The organism is Pseudochrobactrum albidum (genome assembly GCF_051851455.1).
Lineage (GTDB): Bacteria > Pseudomonadota > Alphaproteobacteria > Rhizobiales > Rhizobiaceae > Pseudochrobactrum.
Genome location: NZ_JBPVTR010000020.1, coordinates 19,082 through 37,573, shown reverse-complemented (window position 1 = coordinate 37,573; position 18,492 = coordinate 19,082). Strand labels below are relative to the sequence as shown.

Here is an 18,492-nt window from a genome sequence, read left to right as displayed (position 1 = left end):
TGAAATATATATAACCTGTTGACAGCTGCTGATATATTGGCGCCGGAGTCATGATATCTGCGCCTGAACAGCTTTTCCGGTTTTGTGAGAACACGCTCTCCGGAACAGCGTCCAGCCATATGAACGCCAGCTGATGGCCGCAACGGATCACCATCAGCCCCAGACACCAAATAAGGAACCAAGCATGCAACGTCCGGATCTTCCAGCTCACCTGCCAGAAAATATTGATGAAAAAAAACAGCTGGCGCAAAACTGGTTTGAAGAATTGCGCGACCGTATCTGCGGCCTGTTTGAAACATTGGAGGATGAGCTCTCCGGCCCCTTAAGCGACCGTGAACCCGGCCGCTTTGTGCGCACCCCGTGGGCAAAGGATGAAGGCCGGGGCGGCGGCGGCGTTATGTCGATGATGCACGGGCGTGTTTTTGAAAAGGTCGGCGTACATGTCTCCACTGTCTATGGCGAATTTTCGCCGGAATTCCGCGCCCAGATCCCCGGCGCAGAGGAAGATCCGCGCTATTGGGCAAGCGGCATATCACTCATTGCCCACCCGCAAAACCCCAATGTGCCGGCAGTGCATATGAATACCCGCATGGTGGTAACCACGCGCCAGTGGTTTGGCGGTGGCGCAGACCTCACCCCTGTGCTTGACCGCCGCCGCACACAGGAAGATGCCGACAGTCAGGCTTTTCACAAAGCATTGAGTTTTGTCTGCAATAAACATGCCGCCATTGCCGATTATGAGCGGATGAAACAATGGTGTGATGAATATTTCTATCTGCCGCATCGTCAGGAGCCACGCGGTATTGGCGGTATTTTTTATGACTGGCTGCATTCAAATGATGAACAGGGCGGCTGGGATGCCGATTTTGCCTTCACCCGTGATGTCGGGCGCTGTTTTGCTGTGGTCTATCCCCATATTGTGCGCCAAAACTTTAACCAGCCCTGGACAGAGGAAGACCGTGAAGAACAGCTGATCCGCCGCGGACGCTATGTTGAATTCAACCTGCTCCATGATCGCGGCACGATCTTTGGCCTCAAGACCGGCGGCAATATTGCTTCAATCCTGTCATCCATGCCGCCCGTGGTAAAATGGCCATAAACAGCCTGAGGAAGATTACAGGCCGGTTCTTTTGTAAAAACAGAGCCTTCACATCCCTGATCAATATAATCAGGCCAATGAATCATCTTGCAAGGAACTGTCTTTAAATAATTGAAAACATAATAAAACAGGGCGGCATTCCCGCCCTGTTTAATCAGGATAATCCTGCCAGAAGCTCTTCCTTCGTAAGTTTAAATCCGCAATCCAGCCATTTTTTTTCCAGCGCCTTCAGCGCCTGTCCGAGAGCCGGCCCTTTTTCAAAACCCTGTTGCATCAAATCAGCCCCGCTCACAGGAAACACCGGTATCTGCGCGGTCAGCGCCACTTCCAGCAAGCGGTTGTAATGCCCTGCCCGCATCATAGCCTGATCATCATTTTCAGCTGCGGCACGCTCAGCAACCAGTGCCAGCCTGATACGGTCGGTCAGTGCCTGCCGCGAGCCGCCATAAATCAGCTTGATCAGCCCCGTATCTGATAATTCCGGCTTTGGCATATCAGCCAATGCCCAATTTTCAAGCCGCGCTTTATCCGCATTGGACAGGCGCAGCCTTTTGCCAAGCCCTGCCATGCGCGCGGCATCAGGCTGCACAATCGCTTGCAGACGCAAAAGTGCATCAGGCTGCCAGCCCAGATCCTGCTCACTGCGGATCAATGCATGAATCGTATCAATGCCCCATTTTTCGCTCTCCGGCAAAATCTGGCTCAAAACGCCAGACTGACGCATCCATAACAAGGCGCGTGAGGGATCGGGCGCTGCCAGCAGCTTTTTCAGCTCCGACCAGATCCGCTCGGCAGACAGGCTCTGCATAGAGGTTTTGAATTTGGCACAGGCTTTCAAGCCTTCTGCGTCCGGTCGCCCGGCACCATACCATGCGAAAAACCGGAAAAACCGCAAAATGCGCAGATAATCCTCCTGAATGCGCTGCTCCGCATCACCGATAAAACGCAATCTGCGGGCTTCAATATCTGCCAGCCCGCCGACATAATCCACCACATCGCCATTGGCGCATGCATAAAGCGCATTAATGGTAAAATCACGCCGCGCCGCATCAATCTGCCAGTCACGCCCGAAAGCAACACTGGCCTGCCGGCCATATGTCTCCACATCCGTGCGCAGCGTTGTAACCTCATAAGGCACACCATGCGCCACCACCGTTACCGTACCATGATCAACACCGGTCGGCACCACTTTAAAACCGCAATTTACTGCGCGTTTTCCGGTTTCCTGCGGCAAGGTCGTGGTTGCAATATCAACATCGCCCACAGGTTCGCCCAACAGCGTATTGCGCACAGCCCCGCCCACAATACGCGCCTCTTCCCCGCCATCAGACAAGGCAGCCAGCAATTTCTGCAAGCCGGCTGTGTGAAGCCACTTTGCACGATCAGCAATATTAAGGGCTGTTTTTTTTATTTCACTCACGCATAAAGCCTTTCATAGAGGCTGCGGATAATACCCGCTGTTGCCCCCCAAATATTCCTATTCTGATAATGAATAGCGTAATAAAACCGCTCATGTCCGGCAAATATCCGGCTTTCACGGCGATGCTCACGCGGATCCATCAAAAAATTCAGCGGCACCTCAAATATATCCGCCACCTCATCAGGATTGGCACGCAATTGAAACGGTGTGCGCACCACAGCCAAAACCGGTGTAATGGCATAACCGCTGCCGGTCATATATTGCGGCAGCCGCCCCATTATTTGTGCCTGCCTCACATCAAGCCCGATCTCCTCATTGGCTTCACGCAGTGCCGCATGTTCAGGGCTCTGATCTCCGGCATCAATCTTGCCGCCGGGAAAGGCCACCTGCCCGGAATGGCTGCGCAATTGCGCATTGCGTGTCGTCAGCAAAACACCGGCATGATCACCGCGATCCACCACCGGCACCAGAACCGCCGCCGGTTTCAGCTTCACTTTAAGGTGCCGGTCAACACAACCCGTTACAGAATTGCTGCTCCATTGCGGATTGAGCACATGGTCACCGCTCGCCGGCAAACCACTTGAATCAAACTCATCAGAAAGCGATACAAGATTTTGTTTTTTCTGTATTCTTTCGATAAAATCCTGTGCGGTAAATTCTGTTTCAGCCATTCATCACTCAAAAAATCACATTTGATCAACTGGCATCACCGGAAAAACCCGCCCCTGCGAGCGCAATACAAACATCCGTGTGCCATCAATCATCATCTCTTCGCCAAGCGCCACCAGATCATACATCACAGCACGGCTGACCAGCGCCTCCAAACGGCCTCTCACCATAATATAGGGCTTCAGCCCGCCGGTTTCATCATCAATCACAAAGCGCAGGCTGTGCTCCGCACCGGCTATTACCACATCGCCAACATTGGTGCGAAAGGTTAAAACCTGTGTTTCACCGGCACCTTCAACATGCATTTCAACAGCAATAAAATGCGCATCCTCAACACGGATGCCAATTTTTTCAACCGGCGTAACCAGATAGGTGCGGCCATCCGCATCCTTGCGCAAAACAGTGGAAAACAATCGCACCAATGCAGGCCGCCCGATCGGCGTGCCCATATAAAACCATGTGCCATCCGCCTTGATCTCTATATCAAGATCACCGCAAAAATCCGGCTCCCATTTTTCCACCGGCGGCAGGCTTCTGCCCTGTTTTCCCTCCGGTATATGGGCGGCGGCACGGCGCATCAGGGCATCCAGCCCGCTCCCGGTATTCATTGCCCCACCGGCATTGCCGCTGTTTTTCATATTTGCGCCGCTCTTCATTCCATATTCCTGTCAAGAGTATGATCGGATAATTCAATGCAGCGCGAATTAAACCCTGCCCTGCCATTTACCTGCCCATCAGCATGACATAGTCTTGCCCGATGATTCAAGTAAAGTCGGTTATCTGCCGCTCAGGCAAAACCAGCGCCACTGCAAACCACATCTGCAAAATCAGCACTTAAGCCACGATTTAAGAGGATAAGAATGAATTTCACTGCTGCTCCAAAAACCGATCCTCAATCTGTGGTCAAGGCCGCTGATCAGGCTGTGAGCGATATTGCCTCAATCCGCGCGCAGATAGGTCAGGTTATATATGGCCAGCAACAGGCGGTAGGAAACACAATCACGGCTCTGCTTGCCGGCGGCCATGCGCTGCTTGTCGGTGTTCCGGGGCTTGCCAAAACCCGTCTGGTAGAAACGCTTGGCACAGTTTTAGGCCTTAACAGCAAGCGTATCCAGTTCACGCCAGATCTCATGCCATCTGATATTATCGGCTCTGAAGTGATGGATCAGGATAGCGAGGGGCGCCGCTCGTTCCGCTATATTAAAGGGCCGGTTTTTTCCCAATTGCTGATGGCCGATGAGATTAACCGCGCTTCACCGCGCACCCAGTCGGCACTGTTGCAGGCCATGCAGGAATATCATGTCAGCGTTGCCGGAAAGCGTTATGATCTGCCAAGCCCTTTTCATGTTCTTGCAACCCAGAACCCGCTGGAACAGGAGGGCACCTATCCGCTGCCGGAAGCCCAGCTTGACCGTTTTCTGATGCAGATCAATATTGATTATCCCGATATTGAGGCAGAACGCGCCATTTTGCTTCACACCACCGGCACGGCACAGGCATGCGCTGCCAAGATGATTGATGCCGCCCGCCTGCAGGAAATCCAGCAGCTTGTGCGCCAGATGCCGGTACCGGAGACTGTACTTGAGGCAATTTTAAAGCTGATACGCTCTGCCCGTCCGGATGCGGATAATATCCATGCAAAAAACCATATCAGCTGGGGGCCGGGTCCGCGTGCCGGACAGGCTCTGATGCTCTGCGCCCGCGCCCGCGCCCTTTATGAAGGCCGCCTTGCCCCTTCTGTGGATGATGTAAAGGCACTGGCAGAACCGGTATTGCAACATCGTATGGCGCTGAATTTTGCCGCACGCGCCGATGGCGTGAACATACATGATGTGATTGCCAAACTCACACAGGCACTTGATTAATGGCTGCAAATTTCATGTCTGCAACAGGCGCGATCGTCAATAAAGAGCAGGCAGCCGATCTGCTGGCGCCCTCACGCCTGCAGGCTGCACTTTTGCCAGACATTATCACACAGGCGCGCCAGATTGCAGGCTCAGTGATCAATGGCTGGCATGGGCGGCGCAAGCGTGGCACCGGCGATAATTTCTGGCAGTTTCGTCCCTTTATGCAGGGCGATATGCTGTCACAAATTGACTGGCGGCGCTCTGCACGGGATGATCACACTTATATTCGCGATCGTGAATGGGAAACCGCCCATACAATCTGGTTATGGTGCGACCCCTCTCCCGCCATGCTCTACCGCTCAAAATTCAGCCCTGTTTCCAAGCAGCAGCGTGCATTGGTGCTCACACTTGCACTGGCAGAACTGTTCAGCCGCTCGGGCGAGCGTATCGCCTATCCCGATGTGCTGCCCCCGCTGGTGGCACGCAATGGCGCTGAACGGCTGGCCACAGCCCTTGCGCGGCATGGCAATCTGCCGCTGCAGCCTGATCTGCAACCAGTACAACCTTTTAATGAGCTGGTGCTGATCAGCGATTTTCTGCAGCCGGCAGATCAATTGCAAAAACAGTTTGCACAAATTGCCGGACGCGGCATCCGCGCCCATTTGATTGCCGTTGCCGATCCGGCAGAAGCGGATTTTCCATTTTCCGGCCACACAGAATTTACAGATCCCGTGAGCGGGCAAAAGCTCACAGCCGGCAAGGCGCAAAATTATGCGCAGGACTATCGCAGGCTCTATCAGGCACAGAAAGATTATTTGCGTGATCTTTGCACCGCTTACGGCTGGAGTTATGTCAGCACATTAACCGACAAGCCTGCCGCCCATGCATTAACAACCCTGCACGGTTTTCTCAGTTCAGGTTTTTCTTCCGGCGGAGGCAAAATATAAATGCCGCTCATCTTTACCGCCCCCTGGCTTCTTGCCGGCCTTGCAACCCTGCCCGTTATCTGGTGGCTGCTGCGTGCCATACCGCCAAAGCCTGCGCAGGAGCCATTTCCGCCACTGGCTATTTTGGCGCGTCTTATCCGCCATGATCAGCAAGCCAGCAAAAGCCCCTGGTGGCTGACCCTGCTGCGCTTACTGATAGCCGCCCTGATAATTTTTGCTGTTTCAGGCCCGGTATGGAAACCGCTCCCTGTCGGTTTCACCGGTTCTCAGCCGGTTGCCATCATGCTTGATAATGGCTGGGCATCTGCACCCCGATGGGATGCCTTTCAAAATCAGGCGCAATGGCTGATCAATAATGCAGAGAAAAATGATGCGCCGGTTTTCCTCATCGCAACCGCTGATGCTGAAGCCGGTGAGAGTGGCCCTTTTAATGCAGCACAGGCAGCAGAGCGCCTGCAAGCCCTGAAGCCGCACCCCGTTCCGGTTGATCGTGCCATTGCAGCAAAACGCCTGCAAACTGCCCTCAACGGCAAACCACAAAGCCGCATTTTCTACCTCACAGACGGGCTGGCCACACCACAGGATAAAACCGCATTTGCAACATTGGATAAAATTGCAGCCAGTTCTCTGCAACTGATCATGCCGGAAGATGCGCAACTTTATGCAATAACCGGTGCGGCCAATCATCCCGATGCGCTCAAAGTGCAATTGCTGCGCCCGCAACAGAATAATACAGCGCAAAATTTGCGCATCACGGCCTATGACAATCAAGGGCGGGTGCTAGCCGGCACAGGTGCAGATTTTGCACAAGGGGCGGCCACAGCAAATGCTGAACTGAAAATTCCGGTAGAATTGCGCAACGACACGGCAATGCTGCGTATTGATAACAGCGCGCAGGCTGCCGCAACATGGCTGCTTGATGAAAATAACCGCCGCCGCCGTGTCGGGCTTCTGAATGCGGGCAATGCCGATAAGGCACATTCTCTGCTTTCGCCTTTGCATTATATCTCATCTGCCATGGCCCCTTTTGCCGACCTGATTAGCGCCAATGAACAGGATCTGGCGCAATCTGTTGACAGGCTTCTGCAACAGAAACCGTCAATTATTGTCTTGTCTGATATCGGCCGCCTGCCGGAAAATGCCGCTGCCAAACTCAGCCGATGGGTTGAAAACGGCGGTACCTTGCTGCGCTTTGCCGGCCCACGTTTGGCAGCGGCGCAAACGAATGAACAAACCGCCAAACGTGATCCGCTTCTGCCGGTGCAATTGCGCGGCGGCCAGCGCAATCTTGGCGGCACATTATCCTGGTCAACCCCGCAGCATATTGCACCGGCGCCGCAAAACAGCCCGTTTCATGGCATTGCTCTGGCTGATGATATAACCGTGCTCAAACAGGTATTGGCAGAGCCCTCTGCCGACTTGATGCAAAAAAGCTGGCTCAATCTTACAGACGGCACCCCGCTGATCACCGGTGAAAACCGCGGATCAGGGCGTGTGATCCTGTTTCACATTGCGCCGGATGTCGGCTGGTCTAACCTGCCATTATCCGGCAGTTTTGTTGATTTGCTGCATCGTATAACCGAGCTTTCCGCAACACAGGCTGGTGATAACGGCATTGAACAAGCCGCCTCACTGCCCGCCTATCGCCTGCTGGATGCAGCGGGCAATCTGGGCAGCCAGCCACGCGCGGCCAAACCGCTGGTGGTTGAAAAAGGCAAAACGCCTCTCGTCTCCGCCCTCACACCCCCTGGCCTTTACGGCACAGAACAGGCCTATAAAGCCTTAAACCTGATGAACAGCAACAGCACCATGGCACCGCTTGCAAAACCTGTGATGGCAACCACTGTCAGCATGGTTGTGGCCACAAAAGCGCAGAGCATCAATCTGCAAGGCTGGCTGTTTGCACTGGCAGCACTGCTGCTGGCGCTTGATGGTTTTATGATTTTATGGATCAGCGGTGTTTTTTCCCGCAACAGCATCAGAAATTTCAGCCGGCGCAATTCCGGCGCGCTGAAATCCCTGTTGCTATTATTTGCACTGTCCCCGCTCTTTGCCGCAGCGCCGTTTGCTCTCCCCCCTGCACAGGCAGCAGAAACCGCATCCCCAAAAGATGACAGCAAACCCGGTGACGGGGAAAAAATCGCTGTGCTTGATGTTACGCATCTGGCCTATGTCATCACCGGCGATAAGACCATTGATGAAACCAGCCGTATGGGGCTTTCAGGGCTTAGCCAGTTTATTGCGGATAAAACCGCACTGGAGCCAGGCGCACCGATTGGCGTTAATCCGGAAAAGGATGAACTGGCCTTTTACCCCATGATTTACTGGCCGGTTGATGCAAAAGCCCCGTTTCCGAGTGAAAAAGCCCTGCAGCGCATTGATGCCTATATGCAGCAGGGCGGCACGGTGCTTTTTGACACGCGGGATCAGCTGACCGGCAATGCCGGAGGCACTGGCGGCACCAGCCCGGCAACACAACGCCTGCGCGATATGCTGGATATGATGAATATCCCCCCGCTCAGTCCCGTTGCTGATAATCATGTTTTGAGCAAAACTTTTTATCTTATGCCCGATTTTCCCGGGCGTTACCGTGGCAGCCCGCTCTGGGGAGAAGCCCAGCCGGACAATAACACGGCAAATCGCAATAATGATCCGGCCGGCAGGCCGGTTAGCAATGGAGATGGTGTAAGCCCGATTTTGATTACTGCTAATGATCTTGCCGGTGCATGGGCAATGGATGAAAACTGGCAACCGCTTTATCCCACAGTGCCCAATGACCCGATGCAGCGTATTTATGCCCTGCGCGGCGGGGTCAATATTGTGATGTATGTATTGACCGGAAATTACAAGGCCGATCAGGTGCATGTGCCTGCGCTTCTGGAAAGGCTTGGCAACTGATGTCCAATTTATTTTCCTTACAATTCTCGCCGCTTTTAAGCCCGCTCTGGCTGGTCTTGTGCCTTATGCCGCTGGCACTGATAACGATAACCGGCCTTATTTTGCGCAAACGCGGCAGCTGGCTGCGCCTTGCCGGTTTTGCAGCCCTTGCCCTTGCCCTGCTTAACCCTGAAATAACCCGCGAACAGCGCAATCCGCTCAAAACCATTGTCGCCATTGTGGTTGACCGCAGCCCCAGCCAGTCTCAGGGCAAGCGCACACAGGATACGGACAGCGCACTTGAAGCTCTGAAAAAACAATTTGCCGCACAACCCGATATAGAAATGCGGATAATTGAAACACAGGCCAACAACCGCGATAATACACAGCTGTTTCAGGCATTGAATAAGGGCTTGCGCGATGTGCCGCCATCGCGCATTGGCGGGGCAATTATGATCACCGATGGTCAGGTGCATGATGTGCCGGCAAAACCGGATGAATTCAGCACCGCCATGCCGCTCCATGCGTTGATTACCGGCGCAGCCGATGAGTTTGACCGCAGCATCCGCTTTATCCGCGTACCGCGTTTTGGCCTTGCCGGCAAACCGCAGGATCTGGTGTTTCGTGTTGAGGATACAGGCAAAATGCCAGCCGGGATGCAGGCTGCCATGGTCACTATCCGCATCAATGGTGAGCCTGTTGCCACTATCCGCGCCGTGCCCGGACAGGATACCAAAACTGCAATCACCCTGCCCCATGCCGGACGCAATATTATAGAGATAGCAACCGGCGCGATCACGGGCGAGGTTACCGCTGCCAATAATCAGGCAGTGGCACTGATTGATGCCATTCGCGAAAATCTGCGTGTATTGCTGGTATCCGGCGAGCCCAATAATGGTGAACGCACATGGCGCAACCTGCTCAAATCCGACACATCTGTTGATCTTGTTCACTTCACCATTCTGCGCCCGCCTGAAAAGCAGGATGATACACCCATCAACGAATTATCGCTGATCGTCTTTCCAACGCGCGAATTATTTGTCGATAAGGTGGAAGATTTTGATCTTATCATTTTTGACCGCTACCAGCACCGCAATGTGCTGCCGCTGCTCTATTATGATTATATCGCCCAATATGTGCAAAACGGCGGTGCCCTGCTGATTGCCGCAGGCCCTGAATATGCAGGCAGCATGTCTATTGCCCGCACGCCGCTTCTTGGTGTTTTGCCGGCATTACCAACCGGAAGTATCACGGAAAAAGGCTTTTATCCGCGCCTTACAGAGGCCGGAAAACGCCACCCTGTAACCCGTGGTCTTGAGGGCAGCACACAGGAACCACCGCAATGGGGACGCTGGTTCCGCTCGATCAATATTGCCCCGCCGCAAGGGGAAACGGTCATGCAGGGGCCTGATAACAAGCCGCTGATGGTGCTGAGCCATCAGGGTAAAGGGCGGGTTGGCATGCTTTTGTCTGATCAGGGATGGCTCTGGGCGCGTGATTTTGAAGGCGGCGGCCCCTATGCCTCGCTCTATCGCCGTATGGCGCATTGGCTGATGAAGGAACCGGAACTGGAGGAAGAAGCACTAAGCGCAAAAGGCAGCGCCGGCCACCTGCAAATCACCCGTCAGACCATGAGCGATAAAGTGCCGCCCGCCAAAATTACCGCACCTTCCGGCAAGGTCTTTGAGGCAGACCTGCTACAATCTGTTGCCGGCCGGTTTACAGCTGATGTAACGGTGAGCGAACAAGGGCTGTACCGGATAGAAAATGGTGATTATTCCGTGCTTGCCCATGTCGGCAATGCGGATACACCGGAACAGCGCGACATTATTTCCACCACGCAAAAATTGCAGCCCGTGGCAGCTTCAAGCGGCGGCAATATTCTGCGGCTGCGGCAAGCCGCACAACAAAATGCCATCACAGTGCCGGATATTATGCTGATGAACGCCTCGCAGAAGCAAAGCCCGCAAGGCAAGCTCGGCCTGCGCCCCACACAGGATACAGTTTTGGTGGCTGTACATCATATACCGCTCTTTACCAGCCTGCTGGCTTTGGCGGCTCTGCTGCTCATTCTCGGCGGCACATGGTATCGTGAAGGGCGCTGATAATAAAAGCGGTTTCAAGATTATTGAAACCGCCCCTTCCCGCCTCACAGCTGATTGATATGCCGCACAACCCCTGCCAGTTCATCAAGCGCAGGGCCGGCCTGTTTTTCACTGCCGGGCAAGATACAGGCCAGTAGCCGTTCCGGGTTAACCGGAGCAGGCATAATCACCTTGGCTGCATCCACTTTAATAAAGCCAAATGCATTATAATAAGGCGCATCGCCCACCAAAAGGCTTAGCCGGTGCCCTGCTTTTGCGGAAGCCTGCATGGATTGATGCATCAAAATCCGGCCGATACCCCGGTTTTTCCAGCCATCACGCACCACCAAAGGTCCCAGCAATAATGCAGGCGTGGTGCCGATTGCAATCGGTGTCATCCTCACAGAGCCGATCACCCGCCCGCCATGCAAAGCAACAAAAGACAGATCACGCTCATGCGGCCCGCCCTCGCGGATACGTGCCGCAGCGCGCACAAATCTGCCCGGACCAAAGGCAAGCGCATTGATTTCTTCGATTTCCGCATCATGAGCACAGGTTTCCTGCGCATAGATCAGATCAGTCTGCAACATGGCATATCACTTATTCAGGCTATAAATTATTCAGGCTATAAATCCGGAAATGCGAATTGCGCAGAATATAAGGCGCAAAACGCAAACAGGCATCAACCGGTGCCGCGCACCGTTCACAATCTCATCGTCGGATGAACTGCAGACCTGTCAATTTTGTTCTCCTGAAACGGATATACCGCAAAGCTGTGCGGACGGCCGTATTTATCATTATTCAGATGCAACGTAAAGAGCCTGCAAAAACTGCCGGTATAAAAAATAATGCTGTTTTCAAACCATATGCCCGAAGAGAGAACCGGCCTGTTGACTGCTTTACTGCCGATTGCAGTGACAGTTTTATCACACTGAATAATCAACATGTTGCAATACAGCATTTTATTGCCGCCTATTGATTTGAATCAATGGGGCGCAGGCTGTCCGGTGCCAGACAGGCCATATTCTTGATATAGTTTAAGGAAAATCGAACATGGTAATTTTTCCGGCAAAACGTCACATTTGCGCTCTTCTGTCCGCATCTGCCCTCACAATTTTTGCAGGCCAGCCTGTGCTCGCAGCCGATGCAATCATTGCGCCGGAGGCACCGCAGATCACTGAGCCGCTTCCGGCAGCCACAAGCCCGTGGCAGATCCGTGTGCGCGCCCTTGGCGTTGTGCCTGAAAATTCCGGCTATGTTGACCAAATTCCGGATTCAGGCCTGAAATATTCCAACACTATCGTGCCGGAACTGGATATTTCCTATTATTTTACCGACAATCTTGCAGCAGAGCTTATCCTCGGCACCACTTATTCCAAGATCACCGGCAAAGATGCCATTGACGGCTGGATGTCGGTAAAGTCTGGCTGCTGCCGCCAACTCTGACCATGCAATATCACTTCACCAATTTCGGCGCTTTCAAACCTTATATCGGCGCCGGTGTGAACTACACTTTCTTCTATAATCAAAAGGCCCATGATTCAGATTACCTGAAAGTTAAAAACACCTTTGGCGGCGCGCTGCAGGTTGGCTTTGACTATATGATTGACGACCATTGGGGCTTCAACCTTGATGTGAAAAAGCTTTATCTGCGCCCGGATTTTGACGTCACAGTCGGCGGAACACAATTGAGCGGCAAAGCCAAGCTCGATCCGTGGCTGATCGGTACAGGCATCACCTACCGTTTCTGATTTCCGTCCAGAAACGGTTCAGCCCTGCGTCAATCCATGCGCAGGGCTTTTTTTTACACAAATCAATTTCTAAAAACTAATCCGTAAAAATCAGGCTGCCCCAATCCGCCCGGCGCATTTGTGCAAACAATTCCTTGTCGCGTCTGGTCACCAAACGCTCGGACACAACGCCATCCTTATTGCATAATTTGATACTGACCTTACCGCCGCCGGTTTTAGGCTGTTTCAATATTCTTTGTCCGCCAAGCAGTACCGGTTCGCGGCACACAGCCAGATAGCTGAATTTTTCATCTTCCCACGGCACATCCGCCTCTTTGGTCAAGCGGTGGATTTTGGATCGCGCCACGCGGCGGGAAAAATGGCACCAGTCCGGCGACTGAATATGGCAGGCAAGCCGGTGCGTGCAAGGCGCGGCAATATGGGCGCCAAGCGCCTGCAATTGTGCTCTCGCATCCATAATCCTCTGCCAGCCGGCAGGTGTGCCCGGCTCCACAATAACCAGCATGGATTCTGTCATTTGCCATAATTGCGCAATCAGTTTTTCACGCGCCGGTTCCTCCAGTTCGTCCAGCACATAAGCCAGTGTTACCAGAGATGCGGCACGGGCATTATGCAAACCGGCACGCACATCCACAGCTTGCCATTCCGCCCGCCCCACCGGCGCATGGGCAGACAGCGCCTCCCCCACTGTGCGAATAGCCTTGCTGCCTTCCAGCATCAATGCTGTTTCCATCTCAGGCCACAAGGTGCAGGCTGCCCACATTGCCGTGCCGGGGCCTGCGCCAACATCCAGATGGCTGCGCGGCGCAAAATCCGGACAAACCGCTGCCGCCTCCTGCAAGGCAGAAAAGACAGCGGCAAAAGTTGCCGGAAGACGCGCTGCAAGATAGGCTTTGGCGGCAAGCTCATCCGATAAATGCCAGCGCCCGTCACGCGTCTCCGCACGGTAGCGACGGCTTAACATGGCAGAAGCACGCTGCAAATCGCCAAGCGGCACATGCTGCAATTGCGCATCCACGGCCTGTTTTAAAGCCACTGGTAATTCCATCACTCTGCCCCGGATTATAAAATTCCAGCAGCGCCTTAACGCTTATCTCCAGATCTGTGAAGTGATTTTCCAGATAAAATATACGTTAAGGCGCAGCAAAGTGATTTTAAAACTCATGTTTCACGTTTTATCAGCGTTCCAGCACCTGACGAATATCCACCAGATTGGAGCGCACACGCAAAATATGGAACCCCATTGTTGTGAGATGTGACGGGGTAAACCACGCATCCTGACGGCCATTGGAGACAATAACCGGCTGCATCTCCAGTGCCGAGCGCAATTGCTGCTCCATCGTATCCCACAAGCCATCAAGATGTTTTTCAGCCAGAACGGTTTTAAAATCCGAATGGGTTGCTCGCAGCAGGCCGTAATAAGCATAGAGCTGGCCATAGGCAAACCAGAACCGGTCATCGGCGCGGGTGTCAAACCAGCCCGCATGATAATTGTCAGAACGGTCTTTCAAAATAGCTGAAGTTGAACCAAGATCACTGGCTATACGATCTACATATTGAATAAGATTATCCGCACGGGCATCAAAAATTGCCTCGCATTTTTCAAGGCGCTGATTAAAGGCGCGCAGCTCCCTGATAGCTGAACGGTAATAATGCGGCGTTGGCGTTTTAAAACCAAACGGATTGAGGCCAAAATACCAGGTATCCTCACGAAACTGCACATTACCGCGGGCTTTTTGCAAGTCATTATCAATCTGCGATGTACCACGCAGCCGGCCAAGCGAATCCACCAGTTCAATGGCAGTGCGGCGCACAGCTGAATGCACACCCCGCTGGAACGATGCCTTATTATCAAGAAACGGTGTGCAATCCCAGTCAAGACCAAAGAACCCCGCCTTGTAAAACAGCATGGAGGAAATCCATGCATTCTTATTAACATTAAAATCAGTCAAATCAGCTGTCACCTCTGCCAGGGCTGATGGTGCGCAAATACGCGCTCCTGCATTGTCCGCGCCATTATTGGCCGCCGAAACACCTTCATCTTCAGTATTGGTATTCTGCGCATTTCCGGCATTTTCATTGGCAGGGCTGTGATCGGCCTGCGATTTGGCCTGCGCACCCGCATTCTTAGCGGGCTCAACAGCTTCCCCCGGCGTTATCGCCGTCTGGTAGCTGTATTTTGCCGGATAATCGGGATCAAAATCAGTCCAGATCTGAGTCTGGACAACAAAATATCCATAAAGAGCAAAAAAGCCCAGCAGCACCGCGGCAATAACAGTTTTCCACAAGATGCCGAATTGCATAAAAATGCGCCACAAAGCAGCGAAGGGAACAGCAACCAGCCGCAAGACCGCAACAACCATATGCCCGATAAATGTCAATATATTTCCAATAATCGTCACGGTTCCATCCTTTGCCTGTCCGCGCCCAGCATATCCATAAAAAAATTGCAGCAGCTGCCGTATCAGCGTGGCAGGGCCGGTCTGCAATGCAATTTTTATGCAGTGTCATAAAAAATTTAAGGTCTATTACAATGCTTTCAATATTATTCTGCAAATTTTATTTTCAGTTTTGGCCTTGAAATTATTGAATATTATTTTTAGCCTTTCCCATCTCGACCTTTTTTATCGTGTTTGCGGATATAGGGCTAATTAAATTGCTTGAAGACCGCCACTTTTGATGCTTGTCTTTCAAACTGTGAGAACCGGAGCATAACAGGCAAATTGCATCAAACACGTTCAGGGTAAAAAATAATAAGACAAAGCCCTGCTTAATGAAAAAATAATCCGGTTAATGGAGATATGAATGCGTTTTCTGTCCGAAAAATATCTATCCGCCATACAGTATAAACCGGTTGCAGGCCGCAAATCGGTGCTTGTGTTGGCCACTGCCACGCTTATGGCTTGCAGCAACAGCGCCCTTGCCGCAGAGCCGGAAGCCTGCGCAACCATCCGCTTTTCCGATGTCGGCTGGACAGACATCACCTCAACAACCGCCGTCACCACGGAAATTCTCAAAAGCCTCGGCTATAAAACAGATATCAAAATCCTCTCCGTACCGGTAACCTACGCTTCCTTAAGCAAAAAAGATATTGATGTCTTTCTGGGTTTCTGGAACCCGTCCATGGCCGCAGATTTGCAACCCTATCTGGACGATAAGAGTGTAATCACCCTGCGCACCAATCTCACAGGGGCAAAATATACATTGGCCGTACCGGCTTTTGCCTATGATGCGGGGCTGAAAAACTTTGCGGATATTGCCAAATTTAAAGATCAGCTTGGTAATAAAATCTATGGCATCGAACCGGGCAATGACGGTAACCGCCTGATTCTTGATATGATTTCCAAGGGGGCATTTGGGCTTAAAGATTTTGAACTGGCAGAATCTTCCGAGCAAGGCATGCTGGCACAGGTTGCCAAGGATATTAAATCCAAAAAGCCGGTTGTTTTTCTTGGCTGGGAACCCCATCCGATGAATTCGCGCTTTGATATGCGCTATCTGGAAGGCGGCGATGAATTTTTCGGGCCAGACCTTGGCGGCGCTACGGTCGAAACCAATGTCTGGAACGGCTATATTGAGCAATGTCCGAATGTCGGCAAATTCCTAACCAATCTGGAATTCACCCTTGATATGGAAAACCAGATCATGGGGAAAATTCTGGATGACGGCGAAGAGCCTGCAAAAGCCGCAAAGGCCTGGATCAAAGCCAATCCGGATGCTCTCACCCCGTGGCTGAAAGATGTAACCACTTTTGACGGCAAAGACGGACTTGCAGCTGTTAAACAGGCTTTTGGGCTTTGATACATGATCAGCCCTGCTGCCCGCAGCAGGGCTGATCATAGATTGCGGCTTAAAATCATAACGCCGCTGCTTGCTATCAATAACAGGAAAATGAGGGCCTGACTTTTGGACTGGCTGACATCACAAAAAATTCCCGTCGGGCGAACGGCAAAAAATGCAGTCACCTGGTTAACAGACAATCTGAGCTGGCTGTTTGATGGCATTGCCGCCATTATGCAAATATTGATTGACGGGTTACTCGCCGTTTTGAAATTTCCGCACCCATTTGTGCTGATTATCATTTTTGCAGCCATTGCATGGGCTTTGCGCAGAAAGATCTCCGTTGTTCTTTTAACGATTATCGGTTTTCTTTTTGTGCTCAATCAGGGCTATTGGGACCAAACACTCGAAACACTGACACTGGTTCTTTCAGCCTGTTTTATCTGCATGCTTCTGGGTGTGCCGCTTGGCATTGCCACCGCACACAGGCCAAGGCTTTATGCTGTGGTGCGGCCGGTGCTTGATCTTATGCAAACCCTGCCAACCTTTGTCTATCTCATTCCGGCAATTGTGTTTTTCGGTATCGGCATGGTTCCGGGGCTGCTTGCTACAGCCATTTTTGTGCTTCCTGCGCCTGTGCGCCTCACCCATCTTGGCATTTCCTCAACACCGGAACATCTTATTGAGGCCGGCGAGGCATTTGGTGCTTCTCCCCGTCAATTATTGTGGAAGATTGAGCTGCCTTATGCCATGCCGCAAATTCTGGCTGGGCTCACCCAAACAATCATGCTGTCCCTGTCAATGGTGGTGATTGCCGCTCTTGTCGGCGCAAATGGTCTTGGCGTCCCGGTTGTTCGTGCGCTCAACTCGGTCAATACCGCGCTTGGTTTTGAGGCCGGTCTTGTCATTGTTGTTGTCGCCATCATCCTCGACCGCATTTTCCGTCCGGGCAAGGATCAGTAATCATGGCTTCCATCAGTCTTCAGAATATCAGCATTATTTTCGGCAATAAAACTGAAAAAGCACTCGATCTTGCCGATCAGGGCTTCAGCCGCTCGGAAATTCAAACAGAAACCGGCCATATTCTCGGCGTGCATAATTGCTCTCTGGATATCCGCGAGGGTGAGATGCTCGTCTTGATGGGGCTGTCCGGCTCGGGTAAGTCCACGCTGTTGCGGGCCATCAACCGCCTCAATCCTATCAGTCGCGGCTGTGTCACAGTCCATCATCAGGGGGAAGAGATTAATGTAGGGGCTGCAGGCACCGCGCAATTGCGCTATCTGCGTATGCATCTGGTTTCCATGGTGTTTCAGCAATTTGGCCTGTTGCCATGGCGCACGGTTGAAGAAAATGTCGGCTTCGGGCTGGAAATTGCTGGCACAAACAAAACTGAACGTGCAGCAGCCGTGCAGCATCAGCTGGAGCTGGTAGGCTTGCAGGATTGGGCGAAAAGAAAGGTCGGAGAACTTTCTGGCGGCATGCAGCAACGTGTCGGCCTTGCCCGCGCCTTTGCCACCGGCGCACCCATTTTGCTGATGGATGAGCCTTTTTCCGCGCTGGATCCGCTTATCCGTGCGCGTCTGCAGGATGAGCTCTTGCATTTGCAGGCTCATCTGAAAAAAACCATTGTCTTTGTCAGCCATGATCTTGATGAAGCAATGAAACTTGGCAATCGCATTGCGATTATGGAAGGCGGACGCATCATTCAATGTGGCAGCGGACAGGAAATATTGCTCAATCCGGCCGATGATTATGTGGCGGATTTTGTTGCCAATATGAACCCGCTCGGCGTGCTGTTTGCATCCGATATCATGTCTGCGCTTGACCGCAGCGCCCCGCCCCGCCCTTTTACGGCAACCGCAAAACCCGACACGCCAGTGCAGGATATTATGCAGGCGATGGTGCGTAATAATGGCGATATCGGCGTTGTCCATAATGGAGCGATTATCGGCAAAATCTCTGCCGATGATGTGGTGCGCGGATTAACCAGGCACCGCCGCTAGACCATGTCCGGTAAA

14 protein-coding genes and 1 pseudogene are annotated in these 18,492 nt (G+C 52.5%); 9 read left to right on the top strand and 6 right to left on the bottom strand.

All coding sequences use genetic code 11. The features are described 5' to 3' along the window. Positions 1-184: 184 nt before the first annotated feature. The gene (hemF, locus tag ACSTTO_RS04780) at positions 185-1,099 is read left to right on the top strand and encodes an oxygen-dependent coproporphyrinogen oxidase (protein ID WP_439272001.1); all 915 of its coding nucleotides are present in this window, start codon (positions 185-187) and stop codon (positions 1,097-1,099) included. 154 nt (positions 1,100-1,253) lie between these two features. On the opposite strand, the gene ACSTTO_RS04775 is transcribed toward hemF, so the two are convergent. The 3 genes from ACSTTO_RS04775 to ACSTTO_RS04765 are packed head-to-tail and all read right to left on the bottom strand — an operon-like array spanning position 1,254 to position 3,826. After that, positions 1,254-2,510, bottom strand: coding sequence for a CCA tRNA nucleotidyltransferase (locus tag ACSTTO_RS04775; protein WP_439272182.1), 1,257 nt, complete (start codon positions 2,508-2,510; stop codon positions 1,254-1,256). Between the two features lie 5 nt (positions 2,511-2,515). Then, a complete protein-coding gene (locus ACSTTO_RS04770; protein WP_439272000.1) occupies positions 2,516-3,190 on the bottom strand; it encodes a CoA pyrophosphatase in 675 nt (224 codons plus the stop codon). Between the two features lie 15 nt (positions 3,191-3,205). Next, entirely contained in the window at positions 3,206-3,826 is a 621-nt protein-coding gene (locus tag ACSTTO_RS04765) for a DUF1285 domain-containing protein (protein WP_439272181.1), read from the bottom strand. Between the two features lie 222 nt (positions 3,827-4,048). Between ACSTTO_RS04765 and ACSTTO_RS04760 the strand changes: the two genes are divergently transcribed. The 4 genes from ACSTTO_RS04760 to ACSTTO_RS04745 are packed head-to-tail and all read left to right on the top strand — an operon-like array spanning position 4,049 to position 10,964. Then, positions 4,049-5,053 carry an AAA family ATPase gene (locus ACSTTO_RS04760; protein WP_439271999.1) on the top strand — a complete coding sequence of 335 codons (1,005 nt, stop codon included), beginning with the start codon at positions 4,049-4,051 and terminating at the stop codon, positions 5,051-5,053. Continuing rightward, the gene (locus ACSTTO_RS04755) at positions 5,053-5,982 is read left to right on the top strand and encodes a DUF58 domain-containing protein (RefSeq protein WP_439271998.1); all 930 of its coding nucleotides are present in this window, start codon (positions 5,053-5,055) and stop codon (positions 5,980-5,982) included. The genes ACSTTO_RS04760 and ACSTTO_RS04755 overlap by 1 nt, the downstream gene beginning before the upstream one ends. Beyond that, on the top strand, positions 5,983-8,880 hold the full coding sequence (locus ACSTTO_RS04750) for a DUF4159 domain-containing protein (RefSeq protein WP_439271997.1): 2,898 nt from the start codon (positions 5,983-5,985) through the stop codon (positions 8,878-8,880). Next, positions 8,880-10,964, top strand: coding sequence for a hypothetical protein (locus ACSTTO_RS04745; RefSeq protein ID WP_439271996.1), 2,085 nt, complete (start codon positions 8,880-8,882; stop codon positions 10,962-10,964). Before ACSTTO_RS04750 ends, ACSTTO_RS04745 begins: the two co-directional genes overlap by 1 nt. A gap of 44 nt (positions 10,965-11,008) precedes the next feature. Here ACSTTO_RS04745 and ACSTTO_RS04740 read toward each other — a convergent pair whose 3' ends face one another. Next, positions 11,009-11,533, bottom strand: coding sequence for a GNAT family N-acetyltransferase (locus ACSTTO_RS04740; RefSeq protein WP_439271995.1), 525 nt, complete (start codon positions 11,531-11,533; stop codon positions 11,009-11,011). Positions 11,534-11,996: 463 nt separating this feature from the next. Here ACSTTO_RS04740 and ACSTTO_RS04735 point away from each other — a divergent pair. Beyond that, positions 11,997-12,694, top strand: a pseudogene (locus ACSTTO_RS04735) (OmpW/AlkL family protein). Between the two features lie 76 nt (positions 12,695-12,770). Here the strand turns inward: ACSTTO_RS04735 and ACSTTO_RS04730 are convergent. Both ACSTTO_RS04730 and ACSTTO_RS04725 read right to left on the bottom strand, forming a co-directional pair. Continuing rightward, the gene (locus ACSTTO_RS04730) at positions 12,771-13,742 is read right to left on the bottom strand and encodes a small ribosomal subunit Rsm22 family protein (protein WP_439271994.1); all 972 of its coding nucleotides are present in this window, start codon (positions 13,740-13,742) and stop codon (positions 12,771-12,773) included. Positions 13,743-13,872: 130 nt separating this feature from the next. Next, complete coding sequence (locus ACSTTO_RS04725; RefSeq protein WP_439272180.1) at positions 13,873-15,057, bottom strand: DUF2333 family protein; 1,185 nt, start codon at positions 15,055-15,057, stop codon at positions 13,873-13,875. Between the two features lie 535 nt (positions 15,058-15,592). On the opposite strand from ACSTTO_RS04725, the gene ACSTTO_RS04720 reads away from it, so the two are divergent. From ACSTTO_RS04720 to choV, 3 genes are all read left to right on the top strand, one after another. Continuing rightward, the gene (locus ACSTTO_RS04720; protein ID WP_439272179.1) at positions 15,593-16,495 is read left to right on the top strand and encodes a choline ABC transporter substrate-binding protein; all 903 of its coding nucleotides are present in this window, start codon (positions 15,593-15,595) and stop codon (positions 16,493-16,495) included. Between the two features lie 105 nt (positions 16,496-16,600). Then, positions 16,601-17,437: a choline ABC transporter permease subunit gene (choW, locus tag ACSTTO_RS04715; RefSeq protein ID WP_439271993.1), complete on the top strand. Its 837-nt coding sequence runs from the start codon at positions 16,601-16,603 to the stop codon at positions 17,435-17,437. A gap of 2 nt (positions 17,438-17,439) precedes the next feature. Next, positions 17,440-18,477, top strand: coding sequence for a choline ABC transporter ATP-binding protein (gene choV / locus ACSTTO_RS04710; RefSeq protein ID WP_439271992.1), 1,038 nt, complete (start codon positions 17,440-17,442; stop codon positions 18,475-18,477). Positions 18,478-18,492 lie beyond the last annotated feature (15 nt).

Excerpts from the sequence above, each read along its gene's own strand:
- hemF (WP_439272001.1), top strand. The coding sequence starts at position 185 with ATGCAACGTCCGGATCTTCCAGCTCACCTGCCAGAAAATATTGATGAA.
- ACSTTO_RS04770 (WP_439272000.1), bottom strand. The coding sequence starts at position 3,190 with ATGGCTGAAACAGAATTTACCGCACAGGATTTTATCGAAAGAATACAG.
- ACSTTO_RS04765 (WP_439272181.1), bottom strand. The coding sequence starts at position 3,826 with ATGAAAAACAGCGGCAATGCCGGTGGGGCAATGAATACCGGGAGCGGG.
- ACSTTO_RS04760 (WP_439271999.1), top strand. The coding sequence starts at position 4,049 with ATGAATTTCACTGCTGCTCCAAAAACCGATCCTCAATCTGTGGTCAAG.
- ACSTTO_RS04755 (WP_439271998.1), top strand. The coding sequence starts at position 5,053 with ATGGCTGCAAATTTCATGTCTGCAACAGGCGCGATCGTCAATAAAGAG.
- ACSTTO_RS04750 (WP_439271997.1), top strand. The coding sequence starts at position 5,983 with ATGCCGCTCATCTTTACCGCCCCCTGGCTTCTTGCCGGCCTTGCAACC.
- ACSTTO_RS04745 (WP_439271996.1), top strand. The coding sequence starts at position 8,880 with ATGTCCAATTTATTTTCCTTACAATTCTCGCCGCTTTTAAGCCCGCTC.
- ACSTTO_RS04740 (WP_439271995.1), bottom strand. The coding sequence starts at position 11,533 with ATGTTGCAGACTGATCTGATCTATGCGCAGGAAACCTGTGCTCATGAT.
- ACSTTO_RS04730 (WP_439271994.1), bottom strand. The coding sequence starts at position 13,742 with ATGGAATTACCAGTGGCTTTAAAACAGGCCGTGGATGCGCAATTGCAG.
- ACSTTO_RS04725 (WP_439272180.1), bottom strand. The coding sequence starts at position 15,057 with ATGGTTGTTGCGGTCTTGCGGCTGGTTGCTGTTCCCTTCGCTGCTTTG.
- ACSTTO_RS04720 (WP_439272179.1), top strand. The coding sequence starts at position 15,593 with ATGGCTTGCAGCAACAGCGCCCTTGCCGCAGAGCCGGAAGCCTGCGCA.
- choV (WP_439271992.1), top strand. The coding sequence starts at position 17,440 with ATGGCTTCCATCAGTCTTCAGAATATCAGCATTATTTTCGGCAATAAA.